14 protein-coding genes are annotated in these 18,645 nt (G+C 71.8%); 6 read left to right on the top strand and 8 right to left on the bottom strand.

The genetic code is table 11. The features are described from left to right. Positions 1–42 precede the first annotated feature (42 nt). The 4 genes from ABD241_RS20405 to ABD241_RS20420 are packed head-to-tail and all read left to right on the top strand — an operon-like array spanning position 43 to position 5,660. A complete protein-coding gene (locus ABD241_RS20405) occupies positions 43–1,941 on the top strand; it encodes a 2-oxoacid:acceptor oxidoreductase subunit alpha (RefSeq protein ID WP_344067298.1) in 1,899 nt (632 codons plus the stop codon). Positions 1,942–1,949: 8 nt separating this feature from the next. Beyond that, on the top strand, positions 1,950–3,029 hold the full coding sequence (locus tag ABD241_RS20410) for a 2-oxoacid:ferredoxin oxidoreductase subunit beta (RefSeq protein WP_344067382.1): 1,080 nt from the start codon (positions 1,950–1,952) through the stop codon (positions 3,027–3,029). Beyond that, the gene (gene rarD / locus ABD241_RS20415) at positions 3,026–4,006 is read left to right on the top strand and encodes an EamA family transporter RarD (RefSeq protein WP_344067300.1); all 981 of its coding nucleotides are present in this window, start codon (positions 3,026–3,028) and stop codon (positions 4,004–4,006) included. Before ABD241_RS20410 ends, rarD begins: the two co-directional genes overlap by 4 nt. A 58-nt stretch (positions 4,007–4,064) precedes the next feature. After that, complete coding sequence (locus tag ABD241_RS20420) at positions 4,065–5,660, top strand: MFS transporter (protein WP_344067302.1); 1,596 nt, start codon at positions 4,065–4,067, stop codon at positions 5,658–5,660. A gap of 57 nt (positions 5,661–5,717) precedes the next feature. Here the strand turns inward: ABD241_RS20420 and ABD241_RS20425 are convergent, their stop codons facing one another. Further along, positions 5,718–7,457, bottom strand: coding sequence for a sialidase family protein (locus ABD241_RS20425; RefSeq protein ID WP_344067304.1), 1,740 nt, complete (start codon positions 7,455–7,457; stop codon positions 5,718–5,720). A gap of 127 nt (positions 7,458–7,584) precedes the next feature. Between ABD241_RS20425 and ABD241_RS20430 the strand changes: the two genes are divergently transcribed. Both ABD241_RS20430 and ABD241_RS20435 read left to right on the top strand, forming a co-directional pair. Beyond that, positions 7,585–8,997, top strand: coding sequence for a class II fumarate hydratase (locus ABD241_RS20430; protein WP_344067306.1), 1,413 nt, complete (start codon positions 7,585–7,587; stop codon positions 8,995–8,997). Positions 8,998–9,050: 53 nt separating this feature from the next. Further along, positions 9,051–9,359, top strand: coding sequence for a hypothetical protein (locus tag ABD241_RS20435; RefSeq protein WP_344067308.1), 309 nt, complete (start codon positions 9,051–9,053; stop codon positions 9,357–9,359). Positions 9,360–9,395: 36 nt separating this feature from the next. Here the strand turns inward: ABD241_RS20435 and ABD241_RS20440 are convergent, their stop codons facing one another. The 7 genes from ABD241_RS20440 to nuoK all read right to left on the bottom strand — a co-directional run bounded on the left by ABD241_RS20440 (position 9,396) and on the right by nuoK (position 18,642). After that, a complete protein-coding gene (locus tag ABD241_RS20440) occupies positions 9,396–10,739 on the bottom strand; it encodes a D-arabinono-1,4-lactone oxidase (RefSeq protein ID WP_344067310.1) in 1,344 nt (447 codons plus the stop codon). Then, complete coding sequence (locus ABD241_RS20445; RefSeq protein ID WP_344067312.1) at positions 10,732–11,913, bottom strand: alanine racemase; 1,182 nt, start codon at positions 11,911–11,913, stop codon at positions 10,732–10,734. The genes ABD241_RS20440 and ABD241_RS20445 overlap by 8 nt, the downstream gene beginning before the upstream one ends. 130 nt (positions 11,914–12,043) lie before the next feature. Then, positions 12,044–13,060, bottom strand: a complete 1,017-nt coding sequence (locus tag ABD241_RS20450) for a polyprenyl synthetase family protein (protein ID WP_344067314.1) — start codon at positions 13,058–13,060, stop codon at positions 12,044–12,046. A gap of 58 nt (positions 13,061–13,118) precedes the next feature. Continuing rightward, the gene (gene nuoN / locus ABD241_RS20455; protein WP_344067316.1) at positions 13,119–14,732 is read right to left on the bottom strand and encodes an NADH-quinone oxidoreductase subunit NuoN; all 1,614 of its coding nucleotides are present in this window, start codon (positions 14,730–14,732) and stop codon (positions 13,119–13,121) included. Beyond that, a complete protein-coding gene (locus ABD241_RS20460; protein WP_344067384.1) occupies positions 14,729–16,330 on the bottom strand; it encodes an NADH-quinone oxidoreductase subunit M in 1,602 nt (533 codons plus the stop codon). Before ABD241_RS20460 ends, nuoN begins: the two co-directional genes overlap by 4 nt. A 20-nt stretch (positions 16,331–16,350) precedes the next feature. Continuing rightward, positions 16,351–18,336, bottom strand: a complete 1,986-nt coding sequence (gene nuoL / locus ABD241_RS20465; RefSeq protein WP_344067318.1) for an NADH-quinone oxidoreductase subunit L — start codon at positions 18,334–18,336, stop codon at positions 16,351–16,353. Positions 18,337–18,351: 15 nt separating this feature from the next. Then, positions 18,352–18,642: an NADH-quinone oxidoreductase subunit NuoK gene (nuoK, locus tag ABD241_RS20470; protein WP_425580858.1), complete on the bottom strand. Its 291-nt coding sequence runs from the start codon at positions 18,640–18,642 to the stop codon at positions 18,352–18,354. Positions 18,643–18,645 lie beyond the last annotated feature (3 nt).

An 18,645-nucleotide genomic window follows, 5' to 3' on the forward strand; every position in this document is an offset into this window, starting at 1 on the left:
GCTACGGGCACTTCGCAGAGAAGTTCGAGGACGTCGCTGAGCATGAGCACCAAACTGGTCCAGAAGCTCGACCGCGTGGTCATCCGGTTCGCCGGGGACTCCGGCGACGGCATGCAGCTCACCGGCGACCGGTTCACGTCGCAGACCGCCCTGCTGGGCAACGACCTGTCGACGCTGCCGAACTTCCCTGCCGAGATCCGGGCACCCCAGGGCACGCTGCCCGGCGTCTCGAGCTTCCAGCTGCACTTCGCCGACCACAACGTCCTGACCCCCGGCGACGCCCCCGACGTGCTCGTCGCCATGAACCCGGCCGCCCTGAAGGCCAACCTGCGTGACCTGCCCCGCGGCGCGACCGTCATCGTCAACACCGACGAGTTCACCAAGCGCAGCCTCGCCAAGGTCGGCTACCTGACCAACCCCCTCGAGGACGGCTCCCTCGAGAGCTACGATGTGCACCCGGTGGCCCTGACCTCCATCGCGGTCGAGGCCCTGGCCCAGTTCACCGACCTGACCCGCAAGGAGAAGGAGCGCGCGAAGAACATGTTCGCGCTCGGCCTGCTCTCCTGGCTCTACACGCGTCCGATGGACGGCACCGAGGCGTTCCTCAAGTCGAAGTTCGCCGACAAGCCGCAGATCCTCGAGGCCAACCTCACCGCCCTGCGCGCCGGCTACAACTACGGCGAGACCACCGAGGACTTCGCCGTCTCCTACGAGGTCGCTCCGGCGGCGATGGCCGCCGGCACCTACCGCAACGTCACGGGGAACGTCGCGCTGTCGCTCGGCCTCGTGGCCGCGGCGCACCGGGCGCACCTGCCGCTCTTCCTCGGCAGCTATCCCATCACCCCGGCCTCCGACATCCTCCACACGCTGGCCGGGCTCAAGCGCTACGGGGTCGCGACGATGCAGGCCGAGGACGAGATCGCCGGCGTCGGTGCCGCGCTCGGCGCCTCCTTCGGTGGCGCCCTCGGCGTCACGACGACCTCTGGCCCCGGGCTGGCGCTCAAGGCCGAGACCATCGGCCTGGCCGTCTCGCTCGAGCTGCCGCTCGTCGTGTGCGACATCCAGCGCGGCGGCCCGTCGACCGGCCTGCCGACCAAGACCGAGCAGGCCGACCTCCTGCAGGCCCTCTTCGGCCGCAACGGCGAGTCGCCGGTGGCCGTCGTGGCGCCGGCGACCCCGGCCGACTGCTTCGACATCGCCGTCGAGGCCGTGCGCATCGCGACGACCTACCGCACCCCCGTCATCGTCCTGTCCGACGGCTACCTCGCCAACGGCTCGGAGCCGTGGCGGCTGCCGCGCACGGCCGAGCTGCCCGACCTCACCGTCGAGTTCGCGACCGAGCCCAACGCCGTGGACGACAAGGGGCAGCCGACCTTCCACCCCTACCTGCGCGACCCCGAGACGCTCGCGCGCCCGTGGGCTATCCCGGGCACGCCCGGCCTCGAGCACCGCGTCGGCGGCATCGAGAAGGCCGACGTCACGGGCAACATCTCCTACGACCCCGACAACCACGACCACATGACGCGGCTGCGCCAGGCGAAGATCGACGGGATCGCCGACACGATCGAGCCGCTCACCGTCGACGACCCCACGGGCGACGCCGACGTGCTCGTGCTGGGCTGGGGCTCGACCTTCGGTCCCATCGCCGCGGCCGTACGCCTGGCGCGGGCCACCGGCGCCCGCGTGGCCCAGGCGCACCTGCGCCACCTCAACCCCTTCCCCGCCAACACCGGCGAGGTGCTGCGCGCCTACTCGCGCGTCATCCTGCCCGAGATGAACCTCGGCCAGCTCGCGATGCTGCTGCGCGCCAAGTACCTCGTCGACGTCGAGTCGCACACGTCGGTGCGCGGCCTGCCCTTCCAGGCGGGCGAGCTCGCCGACGTCATCGCGACCGCCGCGACCTCCCTGACCGACGCGCCCCTGAAGGAGGCCGCCAAGTGAGCATCGACCTGCCCGTCGACCTCGGTATGCCGTCCGCCGCGCCGGGTGCCACCGGCACCGCGGGCGTCCCCCGCCTCGGCGACGGCACCGCGCTGACGAAGAGGGACTTCACCTCCGACCAGGAGGTGCGCTGGTGCCCCGGCTGCGGCGACTACGCGATCCTCGCGGCGGTGCAGGGCTTCCTTCCCGAGCTCGGGCTCAAGCGCGAGAACATCGTCTTCGTCTCGGGCATCGGGTGCAGCTCGCGCTTCCCGTACTACCTCGACACCTACGGCATGCACTCGATCCACGGCCGCGCCCCGGCCATCGCGACCGGCCTCGCCGCGACCCGCGAGGACCTGTCGGTGTGGGTCGTCACCGGCGACGGCGACGCCCTGTCGATCGGCGGCAACCACCTCATCCACGCGCTGCGCCGCAACGTCAACCTCAAGATCCTGCTGTTCAACAACGAGATCTACGGCCTGACCAAGGGGCAGTACTCCCCCACCTCGCACGTCGGCCAGGTGACCAAGTCGAGCCCGCTCGGCTCGCTCGACCGGCCGTTCAACCCGGTGTCGCTGGCGCTGGGGGCCGAGGCGAGCTTCGTCGCGCGGACGATGGACTCGGACCGGCAGCACCTCACGTCGGTGCTGCGTGCAGCCGCCGAGCACCGCGGGTCGGCGCTCGTCGAGATCTACCAGAACTGCCCGATCTTCAACGACGGCGTCTTCGACGTCCTCAAGGACCGCACCGAGGCGGCCGCGCGCATCCTGCACCTCAGCGACGGCGAGGAGGTCGCCGCCGGCGACAACGTCGTGGTCCGTGACGACCGCGGCTCGCTCGCCGTGGTCCCCCGCACCGAGGCCGACCCGGCCCGGATCGTCCGGCACGACGTCGCCGCCGCGGACCCGTCGGCAGCGTTCGCCCTCTCGCGGCTCGACAGCCCCGACCTCGGCCACGTCCCGATGGGCGTCTTCCGCAACGTGCAGCGACCCACCTACGACGACTCGCTGCGCGAGCAGATCGCCTCGGCCCGCACCGGTGAGGTCACCGACGCCGACATCGACGCGCTGCTGGCCGGCCGGGACACCTGGACCGTCGGGGCGTGAGCTCCCGGCAGACCGTCGCGCCGGTCACCACTCCCTCGACCGCGCCTACGGGAGAGGTGGGTCGGGGCACCCTCCTCGGCTTCGCGGCATACGGCATCTGGGGGCTCTTCCCGCTCTACTTCGACGCGCTCAGGCCCGCCGGGCCGTGGGAGATCCTGGCCAACCGCATCCTGTGGACGCTGCTCTTCTGCGTCGTCGTGCTCCTCGTCGTGCGCGACTTCGCCTGGGTCCGCCCGCTGCTGAGGCGACCCAAGCTGCTCGCCGGGACGGCGGTCGCGGCCATTCTCATCGCCGTCAACTGGGTCGTCTACGTCGCGGCCGTGACCTCCGGCAACACCTCCGAGGCCGCGCTCGGCTACTTCCTCAACCCGCTCGTCACGGTGGCGCTCGGTGTCGTCGTCCTGCGCGAGCGCCTGCGCGTCCTCCAGTGGGTGGCCGTCGGCATCGGTGTCGCGGCCGGTGTCTACCTCGGCGTCAGCGGCGGACGGGTGCCGTGGGTGGCGCTCACCCTGGCGGTGTCGTTCGCGCTCTACGGCCTGACGAAGAAGAAGGTCGGCGTCAGCCTGGACGCCGTCCACGGCCTCACCGTCGAGACCGTCGTGCTCGCCCCGGTCGCCGTCGTGCTCCTCCTCGTCGTCGGCAGCCAGAGCGACCTGCAGTTCGGGCACCACGGCGCCTGGCACACCTCCCTCCTCGTGCTCTCGGGCGTGGTGACGGCCCTGCCGCTGCTGTGCTTCGCGGCTGCCGCCCGGCGCATCCCGCTGGTCACGGTCGGGCTCATCCAGTTCGTCACCCCCGTCATGCAGCTGCTCTGTGCGGTGCTGCTGCTCCACGAGCACATGCCGGCCGAGCGCTGGATCGGCTTCGGCATCGTGTGGGTCGCCCTGCTCGTGCTGACCGTCGACTCGCTCGTGTCGATGCGCGGCGCGCGGGCCGCCCGCCGCGACGCGCTGCCCGTCGACGACTGCCCGCGCTGAGCCCTCTACGCTGGACAGCCCCATGGGCGCGCGTCGTCCCGGGTGACAGACTGCCGGGATGAGCGACGTCGCCCTCGCGTCCCGGACCGGCCGCTTCGTCATCGCGGCTGCGGTGCTCGGCTCCGGCATGGCGCTGCTCGACGGCACGGTCGTCAACGTGGCGCTCGTGCGCATCGGCGACGAGCTGTCGGCCAGCCTCGCGGACCTGCAGTGGATCACCAACGGCTACCTGCTCGCGCTCGCCTCGCTCATCCTGCTGGGCGGCTCGCTCGGTGACCGCTACGGCAGGCGCAGGATCTTCGTCGTCGGCGTCGCCTGGTTCACGGTCGCCTCCGCCGCGTGCGGCCTGGCGCAGTCCCCCGGCCAGCTCGTCGTCGCCCGGGTCCTCCAGGGGGTCGGCGGCGCCCTGCTGACGCCGGGGAGCCTGGCGATGATCCAGGGCTCCTTCCGCCATGCCGACCGGGGCAGGGCGATCGGCGCGTGGTCGGGTCTCGGCGGCGTCGCCTCGGCGGTGGGGCCGTTCGTCGGGGGCTGGCTCGTGCAGTACGCCAGCTGGCGGTGGGCCTTCCTCGTCAACGTCCCGCTCGGCGCCGCCACGGTCTGGGTCGCGCTGCGGCACGTCCCCGAGACCCGCGACCCGATGGCCGACCACCGCTTCGACGTCGCCGGCGCCGTCCTCGCCACCCTGTCCCTCGGGACGGTGACCCTTGCGCTCATCCAGCACGAGAGCCTGGGCCTGTCGGGGTCGCTGCTCGTCGGCGGCCTCGGGGTCTCCCTCGGCGTCGCCTTCGTCGTCGTCGAGCACCGCAGCTCCCACCCGATGGTGCCGCCGGCGCTCTTCCGCTCCCGCCAGTTCAGCGCCGCGAACGCCATGACGCTGCTCGTCTACGCCGCGCTCGGCGCCGTGTTCTTCTTCCTCACCCTGCAGCTGCAGACGGTCCTCGGCTACGGCCCCCTGCAGGCGGGGCTGGCGACCCTGCCGATCACCGTCTTGATGCTGCTGCTCGCCGCCCGCGGCGGCGAGCTCGCCTCGCGCATCGGCCCGCGGCTGCCGATGACCGTGGGTCCGGTCGTGTGCGGTGTCGGCACCCTCCTGCTCGCCGGCGTCGGCGCGGGCTCGAGCTACTGGACCGGCGTGCTCCCCGGCGTCACCGTCTTCGGGCTGGGGTTGACGCTGCTCGTCGCGCCGCTGACGGCGACCGTGCTCGCCGCCGCCCCCGACCGCTACGCCGGCGTGGCGAGCGGTGTCAACAACGCCGTGGCCCGCGCGGGCAGCCTGCTCGCCGTCGCCGCCCTCCCGGCGGTCGTCGGGCTCACCGGCGCCGCGTATGCCGTGCCGCAGGCCTTCTCGGAGGGGTACCGAATGGCGATGCTGCTCTGCGCCGGCCTCCTCGCCCTCGGTGGGCTGGTCTCCTGGCTGCTCATCCGCAACCCCGCACGCGAACCGGCCGCCGTAGCGGGCCGCGAGGCGGCGCTCGAGGCGGGCGGAACGCCCGACGGGGCCGTCCTTCCCCAGCTCTCTCCCGAGCGGGACGTCACGTCGGCGGCTCGGGCCGGCACCCGGCCCACGGCCCCTGCCGGGTGGTCGTGCGCCGGCTCCGAGGGCTGCCCCGGGACCGGCGTCGCGGAGCCGGCCCCGGCCCGGGACGCCTGACCGGCCCGGCCGCGCTGCGGTCGGGCCGGTCAGCCGGTCACCCGTCGGCTCCGGGGGTCACGGTGTCGGGTCCGACACGTGGCTCCCGTAGATGTCGCTGTTGCCGAAGGTGGCCGGGCAGGACCCCAGCACGTCGGGGGCCGCCATCGGGCTGCTCGTGTAGAGCGACGCGCGGTACGCGTCGATCGCCGGGCAGTCGGCGGCGTTCCTCGCGTCGTTCCACACGCCCACGGCTCCGGTGTTGGTCGCCGCCGCGTAGACGTAGTCGCCCAGGAACTCCGCCGTGAGGCCGTTCTGCGACGTGCCGCGCGGGTCGCCGTCGGCGCCGCGGTGCAGGGTCGTCCAGCCGGTGGGCACCCCTGCTGCCACGTTCGCGTGGAGCACCTCACCGACGAGGTTGCGCGGTGACGTCGTGTCGTTGCGGTACGGCGTCGTGAAGGCGTTCACCGTGACGTAGAGGTCCGTGCCGTCGGGCGACAGCGCCGGCGCAGTGTAGACCGGCCGGTCGCCCGCCTGCAGCGGGACGGCGGTCGGGCTCGCCCAGGAGGCTCCACCGTTCACGGAGCGCGTCAGCAGGAGCTGCTCGTTGTCGAGGCCGTTCCGACCGTCGGACCAGGTCATGACGATCTCGTTCGTCGCGCCGGCCCCGGTCGGTGCACCGTTGGCGATGTCGACGCTCGGCGCGGCCGCCAGGTCGACGCGAGCGCCCGCGATCCCGTCCATCACCGGACGGCCGAGGACCGGGTCGGGGACGCCGGGCTGCTTCACCGAGGTGATCAGCAGCGGGCCGGCGAAGTGGACGCCGCCGTCCGCCGACTTGTACATCATCTGGTAGCTGACGCCGTTGCGGGCGCCGATGCCGAAGACGTACACGTTGCCCTGGCTGTCGGTGCGGACCGTGCAACCGTCCGGCTGGGCGTTGTTGGCGTTGCTCGTCGCAGGGCCGACCTGCTTGCTCGTCCACGTGGACCCGCCGTCCACGGACCGCGCCACGATCAGCGGCGTCGCGATCGCCTGGCCGGTCGTGCTGTTGCCCCGGAAGGAGGCCCAGCAGACGTAGACGTTCCCGAAGAAGCGGCTGCTCGAGGCGTTGTCGGCCCAGATCTGCTCCTTGTCGGAGAACGTCGTGGAGGACTGCTTGGAGATCAGGACCGGGCTCATCCAGGCGCTCGCGTCGTTGGCCGCAGCCCCCGCGACGTCGTCGGTGCGCGAGACCGCGATGGCCTCGAAGCCCTTGAAGGTCTCGGAGCGCTTGGTCGTCCCGACGTTCGAGGTGAGGTTGGCGTAGTAGAGACGCGAGCCGTTGGCCCAGGAGAACGCCCCGTTGGCGCCGCGCCGTGGCCCGAAGGCGACCGCCGGGTCACCGTCGGAGACCAGGCCCCGCTCGTAGTAGCCGGGAAGGGTGCCGATCGGGCCGACGTGTGCCGTGCACGGTTGCCCTGCCGCGCAGTCGCGCGCGGTCAGTCCGGTGTAGGTCGGCTGCTTCCAGCCGGTGCCGCCGTCGAACGAGAAGTAGACGCCCGAGACCCCGACGCCGGGAGTGAAGGGACAGTCGTTCGGCGCGCCGGCGGCGCACGACTCCATGTCGATCTCGTCGTTCGCGCCGGCCACGACGACGTTGGGATGGGCCGCGTCGATGGCCACGGCCGGCTCGTTCTGCTTGTTCTGCGAGAACGGGGTGGACGGGCTCCCCAACGACACGCGAGTGTCGGTCGGGGTGGCCACCGCGACCGCGGCTCCGGCGAGGGCAGTCGCGACGGAGACAAGGGCCGCGGTGAGAACGGGGCGATGAGCCATGGGCATCTCCTTTGGTGCTGCATGGGTACGGGTCGCGTCGGCGCCGCGCCCTCCAAGCGTGCGCTCGCGCAACGGCATACGACGGGCTTTCGGGTGAAACGACGCCCTCAGTGGGGATGATGGGGACATGACCGACGCCGCGAAGCAGACGTTCCGGACCGAGCACGACTCCATGGGCGAGGTGCAGGTCCCTGCCGACGCCCTGTGGGGGGCGCAGACCGCGCGGGCGGTCGAGAACTTCCCGATCAGCGGCCGGCCCGTCCCGGCCGGGGTGGTGCACGCGCTGGCGCGCCTCAAGGCGGCCGCGGCCGAGGTCAACGCCGACCTCGGGGTGCTCGACGCGGACCGCGCGCGGGCCATCGCGGCCGCTGCCGCGCAGGTCGCGCAGGGGCGGCACGACGACCAGTTCCCGATCGACGTCTTCCAGACCGGGTCGGGCACGTCGACGAACATGAACGTCAACGAGGTGGTGGCGCGGCTCGCCCACCTCGAGACCGGGCTCGACGTGCACCCCAACGACCACGTCAACGCCGGCCAGTCGAGCAACGACACCTTCCCCAGCGCGCTGCGCATCGCCGCCACCACCGCTGCCGTGCTCGAGCTCGTGCCCGCACTCGAGCACCTCGCCGCCGCGCTGGGGCGCAAGGAGGCCGAGTTCGCCGACGTCGTCAAGGCCGGGCGCACCCACCTCATGGACGCGGTGCCCGTGACGCTCGGTCAGGAGTTCGGTGGCTACCGGCGGCAGGTCGAGCTGGGCGCTGGCCGGGTGCGACGGGCCGCGGAGGCGACGAGTGAGCTGCCCCTCGGCGGCACGGCGGCGGGCACCGGCCTCAACGCCGCCCCGGGCTTCGCGAGCGCCGTCATCGAGCGCGTGTCCCGGGAGACCGGGATCACCTTCCGCGAGGCTGCAGACCACTTCGAGGCCCAGTCGGCGCAGGACGCCGTCGTCGAGCTGTCCGGGGCGCTCAAGGTGGTCGCCGTCAGCCTCACCAAGATCTGCAACGACCTGCGCTGGATGAGCTCCGGCCCGCGCACGGGCCTCGGCGAGATCCACCTGCCCGACCTGCAGCCCGGCTCGAGCATCATGCCGGGCAAGGTCAACCCCGTTGTGCCCGAGGCGACCCTCATGGCGTGCGCCCAGGTCATCGGCAACGACGTCGTCATCACCACCGCCGGCGCCGCGGGCAACTTCGAGCTGAACGTGATGCTGCCGGTGCTCGCCAAGAACGTCCTCGAGTCGATCGGCCTGCTGACCGCGACGAGCCGGCTGCTCGCCGACCGGTGCATCGACGGGATCACGGCCGAGGTCGAGCACGCCCGGGCCCTGGCCGAGGGCTCCCCCTCGATCGCCACCCCGCTCAACCGCTTCATCGGCTACGAGGCCGCGGCAGCGGTGGTCAAGCAGGCCGTCAGGGAGCGCCGCACGATCCGCGAGGTCGTTCTCGACCAGGGGCACGTCGCGAGCGGCAGGCTGACCGAGCAGCAGCTCGACGAGGCCCTCGACGTCCTGTCGATGACGCGCCCCGACGGCGCCCGCTGAGCCTCGGCGCGGACGACCGCCGTGGCGGCGCGCTCCCGACTCGGTGCTCGGCGATGACGCTCGAGGAGGTCGAGGCGTACCTGCTCACGCTCGACGGCGTCCGCGCCCGACGCGCCGGCGGCCGGCCGGCGTGGTACGTCGACGGCCTGCTCGTGGCCCGGGCGGACGCGCCCGGGACGCTGCTCGTGCGCCTCGGCGGGACCGACCGCGAGCGGCTCGTGTCCGCGCATCCGGAGACGTTCGGGGTCCCGCCGCGCTGGGAGGCGCACGCCAAGGTGCAGGCCGACCTCGAGGGTGACGCCGAGGCGGTCCGAGGCGCCCTGCGGCTGGCCTGGGAGCGCCAGCGCTCGGCCCGGGCCTGAGAGACGCGCCCCGGGCACACGGCATACGGCTCGGGTCTAGGCGCCCAGGACCCGGTCGAGGTAGGGGTTGGCGAAACGGCGCTCGGGGTCGACGCGGTCGCGCACCGCGACGAAGTCGTCGAAGCGCGGATACACGCTGCGGAGGTAGTCGGCGTCGCGGGTGTGCAGCTTGCCCCAGTGCGGGCGGCCGCGGTGGTTGACCGCGATGGCCTCGAACGCGTCGAAGTACGCGCCGCGCGGCTGCCGGTGGTAGCGGTGGACCGCGACATAGCAGCTCTCCTGCTCGTATGCCGTCGAGAGCCACACGTCGTCGGCCGCCGCGACCCGGCACTCCACCGGGAAGGAGATCCGCTCGTCGTGGGTGTCGATCCACTCGCGCAGCTCCTGCAGGACGTCTCCGAGCGCCGCCCGGGGGAACGCCCACTCGGACTCGACGAACCGCACCTCGCGCGCCGTCACGAAGACCCGGTGTGAGCTGTCGGTGTACTGGCGGCTGCTGAGGGCCCGCGCCGCGACGGCGTTGATGCCCCTCGTCGAGCGGGGCACCCGCGTCGCGACGCGGTTGGTCAGCTCGAACACGCGGTTGCTCAGCAGGTCGTCGTCGAGTCGCTCGCGCCAGGCGCGCAGCGGGCGCCTGGGCGTGCCCTCGGGGACGCGGTTGGTGCGCTTGGTCAGGGCCCGGTCGGTGTGCGGGAACCAGTAGAACTCGAAATGGTCGTTCGCCTCGGCCGACGCAGCGGCGTGCGCGAGCACCTCCGACAGGCGCTCGGGCCGTTCGGAGGCGTGGAGCAGGAAGGCCGGCACGACGCCGAGGGTGATCTCGGTGACGACCCCGAGGGCGCCGAGCCCCAGGCGCGCCGCCTGGAACAGGTCCGGCTCACGCGTCCGGGAGCAGTCGACGACCGAGCCGTCGGCAAGGACGATGCGCAGCGCCCGGACGCCTGCCGACAGGCCGGGAAGGCGCAGGCCGGTGCCGTGCGTCCCCGTCGCGGTCGCGCCGGCGAGGCTCTGCCGGTCGATGTCGCCGAGGTTGGGCAGCGCGTGACCGAAGGCGGCCAGCTCCTCGCTGAGGACGTGCAGGGGCGTGCCCGCACGGACCGTCGCCTCCCCGCGGGTGGAGTCGATCGAGGTCACCCCGGTCAGGGCGCCGAGCCTCAGCTGCAGCCCGTCGGTGACCGCCGCGCCGGTGAACGAGTGGCCGGCGCCGATCGCCTTGACGCGCAAGCCCTTCCGGGCCGCTCGCCGGATCTCGTCGACGACCTCGACCTCGCTCCGGGGAGTGGCCACGCGGGCCAGCCTCGAGCTCTCGGTCCCGGCCCAGTTGGACCACTCGACGCCCCGCACGATGCTGCTGGTGGTGCCGCTGACGCTGTCAGCCAAAACACTGCCCTTCCCCACGATAGGTCGCGGCCCGTCCGACGACCCGGTCGCCTCCGTCGCTGCTGACGAGCACGAACTCCGCGAACCGCTCGGCCAGCTCCCCCGCCTTGGCGTGCCGGAACCATATCCGATCCCCCAGTGAGAGCCGGTCGGCGCCGGGACCCTTCAGCGGCGTCTGCACCTCCCCCGCCGCCTCCTGCCGCAGCAGCGCGAGCTGCTGCTCCGGCAGCGGGCTGGGGACCCGCGACCAGCCGGGAGGGCCTGACGCGACGTAGCCGCCGCCGTATGCCGTCACGAACCCGTCGCCGGGACGCCGGACGACCGGGGCGGCGAAGTAGGCGGCCGGGCGCAGCGAGAGGTCGTCGTAGCCGTCGAAGAGGGTGGGGGCGAAGAGGCCCGACCCGGCGGCGAGCTCGGTGAGCGAGGGGTCGTGGTGGGTGACGTGCAGGCTGCCCGTGCCGCCGCCGTTGACGAGATCGAGGTCGGCCAGCGCCCTGGCGGCGGCGACGACCTCGGCCCGTCGGCTGCGCAGCTCGGCGTCGGAGGCCCGCTTCATCCGGCGGACGACCGGTGAGGAGTCGGGCAGGCCGGCGATCTGCGCGTCGTAGAACATCAGCCCGGTGACCACCAGACCGTGCTCCTGCGCGCGCCGGATGACGGTCTCGACGTCGGCCGGGGTGCGGGTCGGTGAGCGGCGGACCCCGAGGTGCGCCGGCCCGAGCCGCAGGGAGGCGTCGACGTCGACGGCCACACGCATACCCCGGTGGCCCGGTACCTCGCGGGCGATGAAGTCCACGAGCTCGACGCTGTCGACCATGACGGTGACGGACGGCGTCAGGGACCGGTCGGTCGCGAGCCGTGCCAGCGCCGGGACGTCGACGCTCGGGTAGGCGACGAGCACGTCCGTGCGGCCCGCGCCGGCCCACCAGAGCGCCTCACGGACGGCGTAGCACATGAGTCCCGCGAAGCCGTCGTGGGCGAGTGCCCGCTCGATGAGGGGACGGCTGCGCAGCGACTTGGTGGCGACCCGGATCGGCAGCCCGCCGGCGAGCGAGACGAGGGTGTCGGCGTTCGCGTCGAAGGCGTCCAGGTCGACCACCGCGAGCGGCGCCGACAGGCCGGCTGTGGCCGCCGAGAGGCGCGCCGCGACGGGCTGCGACAGTCGGCGGGACATGTCCGCACCCTACCGACCGTCACCACACCCGACCCGGGTTCGGTGGGGCGGGCAGCTGGGCACTCGGCCACGAGACCCCGGTCGAGTGCTCGCTCCCCCTACCTGCGGGGCTCGGCCCTCGACTGGGTGCTCAGCCGACGCGGTCGACGACGCTCGTCGCTAGGGCCTGCAGCGCGGCCTTCGCGTCACTGTCGGGCAGCGGGTCGAGCAGTGCCTGCGCCTCGCGGGCGACGGCATACGTCTCCTCGCGCGCCCGCTCGAGTGCCGGGTGGGCGCGCAGCAGGCGCAGCGCCTCGGCGAGGGCGTCGTCGTCGGTGAGGTCGCCGTCGAGCAGCTCGAGCAGCCGCGCGTCCGCAGGCTTCGTGGAGTCGGCCATGGCGCGGAAGCGGAGCACGGCGAGCGTGTCGACCCCCTCGCGCAGGTCGGTGCCGGGCAGCTTGCCGCTGTCGTCGGCATCCGACGCGATGTCGATGAGGTCGTCGGCGAGCTGGAAGGCGATGCCCACCCTCTCGCCGTAGGCGCGCAGGATCTCGACCGTCTCGGGCGAGCCGCCGCTGAACATCACGCCGTAGCGCCCCGCCGTGGCGATGAGCACGCCCGTCTTGTCGGCCAGCACCTGGAGGTAGTAGTCGACCGGGTCGACGCCCTCCGGGCACCCGCGGTCGTCGCGGATCTGGCCCGAGCACAGCCGCACGAAGGTCTGGGCCTGGATGAGCACCGCCTCGGCTCCGAGCCCGGCCACGAGCTCGGACGCCTTGCCGAAGAGCAGGTCGCCGACGAGGATCGCCGTCGAGTTGTCGTAGGCCGCGTTGACCGAGGCGACGCCGCGACGCACGGTCGCCTCGTCCATGACGTCGTCGTGGTAGAGCGAGGCGAGGTGGGTCAGCTCGACCCCCGCGGCAGCGCTGACGACGTCGTCGTTGATGCCGTCGCCGAGCTCGGCTGCCAGCAGGGTCAGCAGCGGCCGGAACCGCTTGCCGCCCGCCTCGACCAGGTGACCGGACGCCCGCGCGATGAAGGGGTCGTCGTGGTCGACGACCTGCCGCAGCAGCGCGTCGACCCGCTCCAGTCCGTCGCGCAGGCGCTCGGACAGGTCGGCCGAGGCGCCCGGGAGGCCGAGCACCGGCGGGGTGGTGTGCGTCGTCATCGAGCGCGTCGACCGTCCCCCCGGCCGTGCAGCCGCCCGTCCACGCACGTCCCGCTCGTCATCGCACGAACTGCGACGCACGGTCGGCGAGGTCGAGCAGCGCCGACGGCACGATGCCGAGCGCCAGCGTGACGAGCGTGCCGATCGCGATGGAGAACGTCGTCGAGACCGACGGCGTCACCACCTCCACCGCGTCGTCGGGGGCGTCGCTGAAGAACATCAGGACGATGACCCGCGCGTAGACGAAGACCGTGATGGCGCTGCACACGACACCGACGACCGCCATGACCGTGCCCGTCGCGCCGCCCGTGCCGACCGCCGCCGAGAAGACGGCGAACTTCGACACGAAGCCCGAGGTCAGCGGGATGCCGGCGAAGGCGAGCATGAGGAACGCGAAGGCGGCACCGACCACAGGGTGGCGCTTGCCGAGGCCGGCCCACTGGGACAGGTGCGTGGCCTCGGCGCCGTTCTGTCGCACGAGCGAGACGATGGCGAAGGCCGCGATCGTGGCGAAGCCGTAGGCGACGAGGTAGAAGAGCACCGCGCCGACGGCCGCGCGGTCGAAGGCGAGCACACCGACGAGGATGAAGCCCGCGTGCGCGATCGAGGAGTAGGCGAGCAGACGCTTCATGTCGGTCTGCGTGACCGCGAGCACCGAGCCGACGACCATGGTCAGCAGCGCGACGAGGACGATCGCGTTGGTCCACTCCCAGCGGCCGGTGTCGAGGCCGACGTACGCGAGGCGCAGGATCGCGCCGAACGCCGCGGCCTTCGTGCAGGCGGCCATGAAGCCGGTGACCGGCGTCGGGGCGCCCTGGTAGACGTCGGGCGTCCACGCGTGGAAGGGCACGGCGCCGACCTTGAACAGCAGGCCGACGAAGACCAGGAAGGCACCGGGCAGCAACAGGCCGTTCATCGCCAGCGGACCGCTCGAGATGGCCTTGGACAGGTCACCGAAGTAGACGGAGCCGGCGTAGCCGTAGAGCAGCGCCGTGCCGAAGAGGAAGAACGCCGAGCTGAAGGCGCCGAGCAGGAAGTACTTGAGCGAGGCCTCCTGCGAGAGCAGGCGCCGGCGCCGGGCCAGGCCCGAGAGGATGTAGAGCGGCAGCGAGAGCACCTCGAGCGCGACGAACATGCCGATGAGGTCGTTCGTCGACGGGAAGAGCATCATGCCGAAGATCGCGAACATCGTCAGCGGGAACACCTCGGACGTCAGCGCGCCGGCACGGGCCGCCGCAGCCTCCGTGGGCGAGCCCGGCGTGGAGGCGCCGCTCGGCGTGAACGCGTCGGGGCCGACACCGCCGAAGCGCTCGGCCATCGTCAGGACACCGAGGACTCCGAGCAGCAGGATCGTGCCCTGCATGAACAGCGCCGGCCCGTCGATCGCGAGGGCGAAGAGCTGATGGCCGTTGGTGCCGTCCGTCAGGCCCAGGGTCAGCCCCTGGTGGTCGGCCGCGACGATGATCGAGGCCGCAGCCGCGAGCAGGCTGACGACAGCAAGGGTCACCTGGATGACGTGGCGGCGCTCGCGGGGCGCGAAGGCCTCGACGAGGACGCCCACCAGGGCGGCGCCGAACACGATGAGCAGCGGCAGGACCGCGAGGTACTCGACGTTCGACTGCTGGAACGCTGCGGGAAGTGCGGGCAGCGCCGGCGGAGCGACGGCGGTCACTTCGAGCTCCCTTCGGCCACGGTGCCCGTGGTGTTGAGGTTGGGAATCGCGTGCTGGACGTACGACAGGGTCCTGTCGACGGCCGGGTTGATCACGTTGAGGGCGAGGTTCGGCACGAAGCCGAGGACCAGGAACGCGGCGATGAGCGGGGCGGCGACGAGCTTCTCGCGCGATGTGAGGTCACGCACGGGGGTGAGGCCGTGGCGGCCCGGCTCGTCGAGTCGGGCGTGCTCACGGGCGCTGACGAGACCCTCGGGCCGAGGCCCGGTCGCGACCCGCTTGTACATCAGCAGGACGTAGAGCGCCGCCAGGATGATGCCCGCCGTCGCGATGACGGTGCCCACCGGCTGCGTGGACCAGCTGCCGACCAGCACGAGGAACTCCGAGACGAAGCTCGACAGGCCGGGCAGCGACAGCGCCGAGAGACCGGCGACGAGGAAGATGCCCGCGAGGGCCGGCGTGATGCGCTGCCAGCCACCGAAGTCGGGGATGCGCTTGCTCCCCCGGCGACGGATCAGCATGGCCGCGAAGAGGAACAGCGCCGCCGTGGAGAAGCCGTGGTTGACCATGTAGAGGGTCGACCCACCCTGACCGACGTTGGTGAAGGCGAAGATCCCCAGCACGATGAAGCCGAAGTGGCTGACCGAGGTGTAGGAGACCAGGCGCATCATGTCGGTCTGGCCGATCGCCAGCAGCGCGCCGTAGATGACGGAGAGCACCGCGAGGGCCACCACGACGGGCGTCGCCCAGTGGCTGGCGTTCGGGAAGAGCTGCAGGCAGAACCGGATCATCCCGAAGGTGCCGACCTTGTCGAGCACGCCGACGAGCAGCGTGGCCGTGGCGGGCGTGGACTCGGTGGCGGCGTCGGGCAGCCAGGTGTGGAACGGCACCATCGGGGCCTTGACCGCGAAGGCGAGGAAGAAGCCGACGAAGAGCAGCCGCTCGGTGGTCGGGTCCATCGACAGGCCGGTGAGGCGCTGGATGAGGAAGCCCTCGGTGCCGCCGGGGCCCTGGAAGTAGAGGGCGATGACGGCGACGAGCATGATGAGCCCGCCCGCCAGCGAGAAGAGCAGGAACTTCATCGCGGCGTACTGCCTGCGCGGGCCGCCGAAGCGCCCGATCAGGAAGTAGACCGGGATCAGCATGGCCTCGAAGAAGACGTAGAAGAGGAACACGTCGGTGGCGGCGAACACCCCGACCATGAACGTCTCGAGCACGAGCAGGAGCGCGAAGTAGGTCTTGACCCGCTGGGTGCCGCGCGGGCCGGCCTCGACGGGCACGTCGTGCCACGCCGCAAGCAGGCAGACCGGTGTGAGGACGAGCGCCATGAGGATGAGCACGAGCGCGATGCCGTCGACACCGAGGGCGTAGCTGACCCCGAACTGCGGGATCCACGGGTGCTGCTCACCGAGCTGGAACTGCGCGCTCGAGGAGCGGTCGTAGGTCGCGGCGGCGGCGATGCCGATCACGAGGGTCAGGACCGAGACGCCGAGCGCGATCCGCTTGGCGTTCTCGACGCTGCCCGGGACGAAGGCCACGATGAGCGCACCGACGAGCGGCACGAGCATGAGGATCGTCAGCCACGGGGTGGCGGACATGGTGGTCGACACAGTCGTCATCAGGAGATCACCCAGAGTGCACCGAGGATGGCGACGACGCCCGCGAGCATCGTCAGGGCATAGGAGCGCGCGAAGCCGTTCTGCAGCCTGCGCAGGCGCGAGCTGGTCCCGCCGACGAGGGCGGCGAGGCCACCGGCCGCGCCGTCGATGCCCTTGCTGTCCGCGAAGACGAGGGAGCGCGTGAGGTGGAGGCCGGGTCGCATGAGGAGGGCCTCGTTGACCTGGTCCTGGTAGAGGTCCTGGCGGGCGGCCCGGGTGGCGAGGCGACCGGCGGGAGCACGCTCGGGCACGTCGTCGCGCCAGTAGCGCATCCAGGCCAGGGCGATGCCGGCGGCGACGAGCAGGAGGGTCACCACGACGAGGATCGGGGCGGACAGCACCGGCTCGGCATTGTCCGGCTCGGCTCCCGTGACGGGCTCGAGCCACGTGACGATGCTGTTGTTGAAGCCGAGCACCAGGCCGAGGAGGCCAGAGCCGACCGCGAGGACCATCATCGGCACGGTCATCAGCAGGCCCGACTCGTGCGGGTGGACGTCGTCGGTCCAGCGCTTCTTGCCGTGGAAGGTCATGAAGAACAGGCGCGACATGTAGAACGCCGTGATGCCGGCGCCGATGAGGGCGGCCAGGCCGAAGACCCACGGGCGCCAGCCGTCGCCGATGAACGCGGCCTCGATGATCTTGTCCTTGGACCAGTAGCCGGAGAAGGGCGGCACACCGAGGATCGCGAGCCAGCCGAGGCCGAAGGTCACCCACGTGATCTTCATGGCGCCGGACAGGCCGCCGAAGCGGCGCATGTCGACCTGGTCGTTCATGCCGTGCATGACCGAGCCGGCGCCGAGGAACATGCCGGCCTTGAAGAAGCCGTGCGTCAGCAGGTGGAAGATCGCGAACGCGTAGCCGACCGGGCCGAGCCCGGCGGCGAGCATCATGTAGCCGATCTGGCTCATCGTGGAGGCCGCGAGGGCCTTCTTGATGTCGTCCTTGGCGCAGCCGACGATCGCACCGAAGAGCAGCGTGATGGCGCCGACGATGACGACGACGAGCTGCGCGTCGGGGGCGGCCTGGTAGATCGGCGCGGAGCGCACGACGAGGTAGACGCCCGCGGTGACCATGGTCGCCGCGTGGATCAGCGCCGAGACCGGCGTCGGGCCGGCCATGGCGTCACCGAGCCAGCTCTGCAGCGGGAACTGCGCGGACTTGCCGCAGGCGCCGAGCAGCAGCATCAGGCCCATGGCCGTCATGAAGCCCTGGTTGGCGTTGCTGCCGGCCGCACCGAGCACCGTCTGGAAGTCGACGGCGCCGAAGTGGAAGAACATCAGGATGATGGCGATGGACAGTCCGAAGTCACCGACACGGTTGGCGATGAAGGCCTTGTTGGCCGCCGTCGCGTAGGCCGGGTTGTAGTTCCAGAAGCCGATGAGCAGGTAGCTCGCGAGGCCGACGCCCTCCCAGCCGACGTAGAGCAGCAGGTAGGAGTTGGCGAGGACCAGCAGCAGCATCGCCGCGACGAAGAGGTTGAGGTAGGCGAAGAAGCGCCGCTTGTCGGGGTCGTGCTCCATGTAGCCGATGGAGTAGACGTGGATGAGCGAGCCGACGAAGGTGATGAGCAGCACGAAGACGATCGAGAGCTGGTCGACGAGAAGGCCGGCACTCAGCTTGAACGAGCCGTCGGTGATCCACTGGTAGAGGTCCACGTTGACCGGGCGCGCCTCGGAGCTGCGCCCGAGCATCGCCACGAAGACGATCGCGCCGACCACGAAGGCGCCCCAGGACAGGGCCGTCGCGAGCAGCGGGCCGAACTTGTCGGTGCGGCGGCCGCCGAGCAGCAGGACGGCGGCGCCGAGCAGCGGCAGGGCGACGAGCAGCCACGCGTATGCCGTCACCCCGGTCGCGGCGTGCGCCTCACCTTCGTGCGCGGCGAGGCCCGCGGCATACGTGCTCAGCGTGCTCGGTGAGCTCGCGAGCGTCTGGACGAGAGTTCCCATTCTGGGCGGCGCTCCTTACAGCTTCAGCAGGTTGGCGTCGTCGACCGAGGCCGAGCGGCGGGCGCGGAAGATCGCCATGATGATGGCGAGGCCCACGACGACCTCCGCGGCTGCGACGACCATGACGAACAGGGCCATGACCTGCCCGTCGAGGGCGCCGTGCATCCGGGAGAAAGTGACGAAGGCGAGGTTCGTCGCGTTGAGCATCAGCTCCACGCCCATGAAGACGATGATCGCGTTGCGTCGCGTCAGCACGGCGGCCGTGCCGATCGCGAAGAGCAGCACCGCGAGGTAGACGTAGTGCATCGG

The sequence above is a fragment of the Terrabacter lapilli genome (assembly GCF_039531305.1).
Lineage (GTDB): Bacteria > Actinomycetota > Actinomycetes > Actinomycetales > Dermatophilaceae > Terrabacter > Terrabacter lapilli.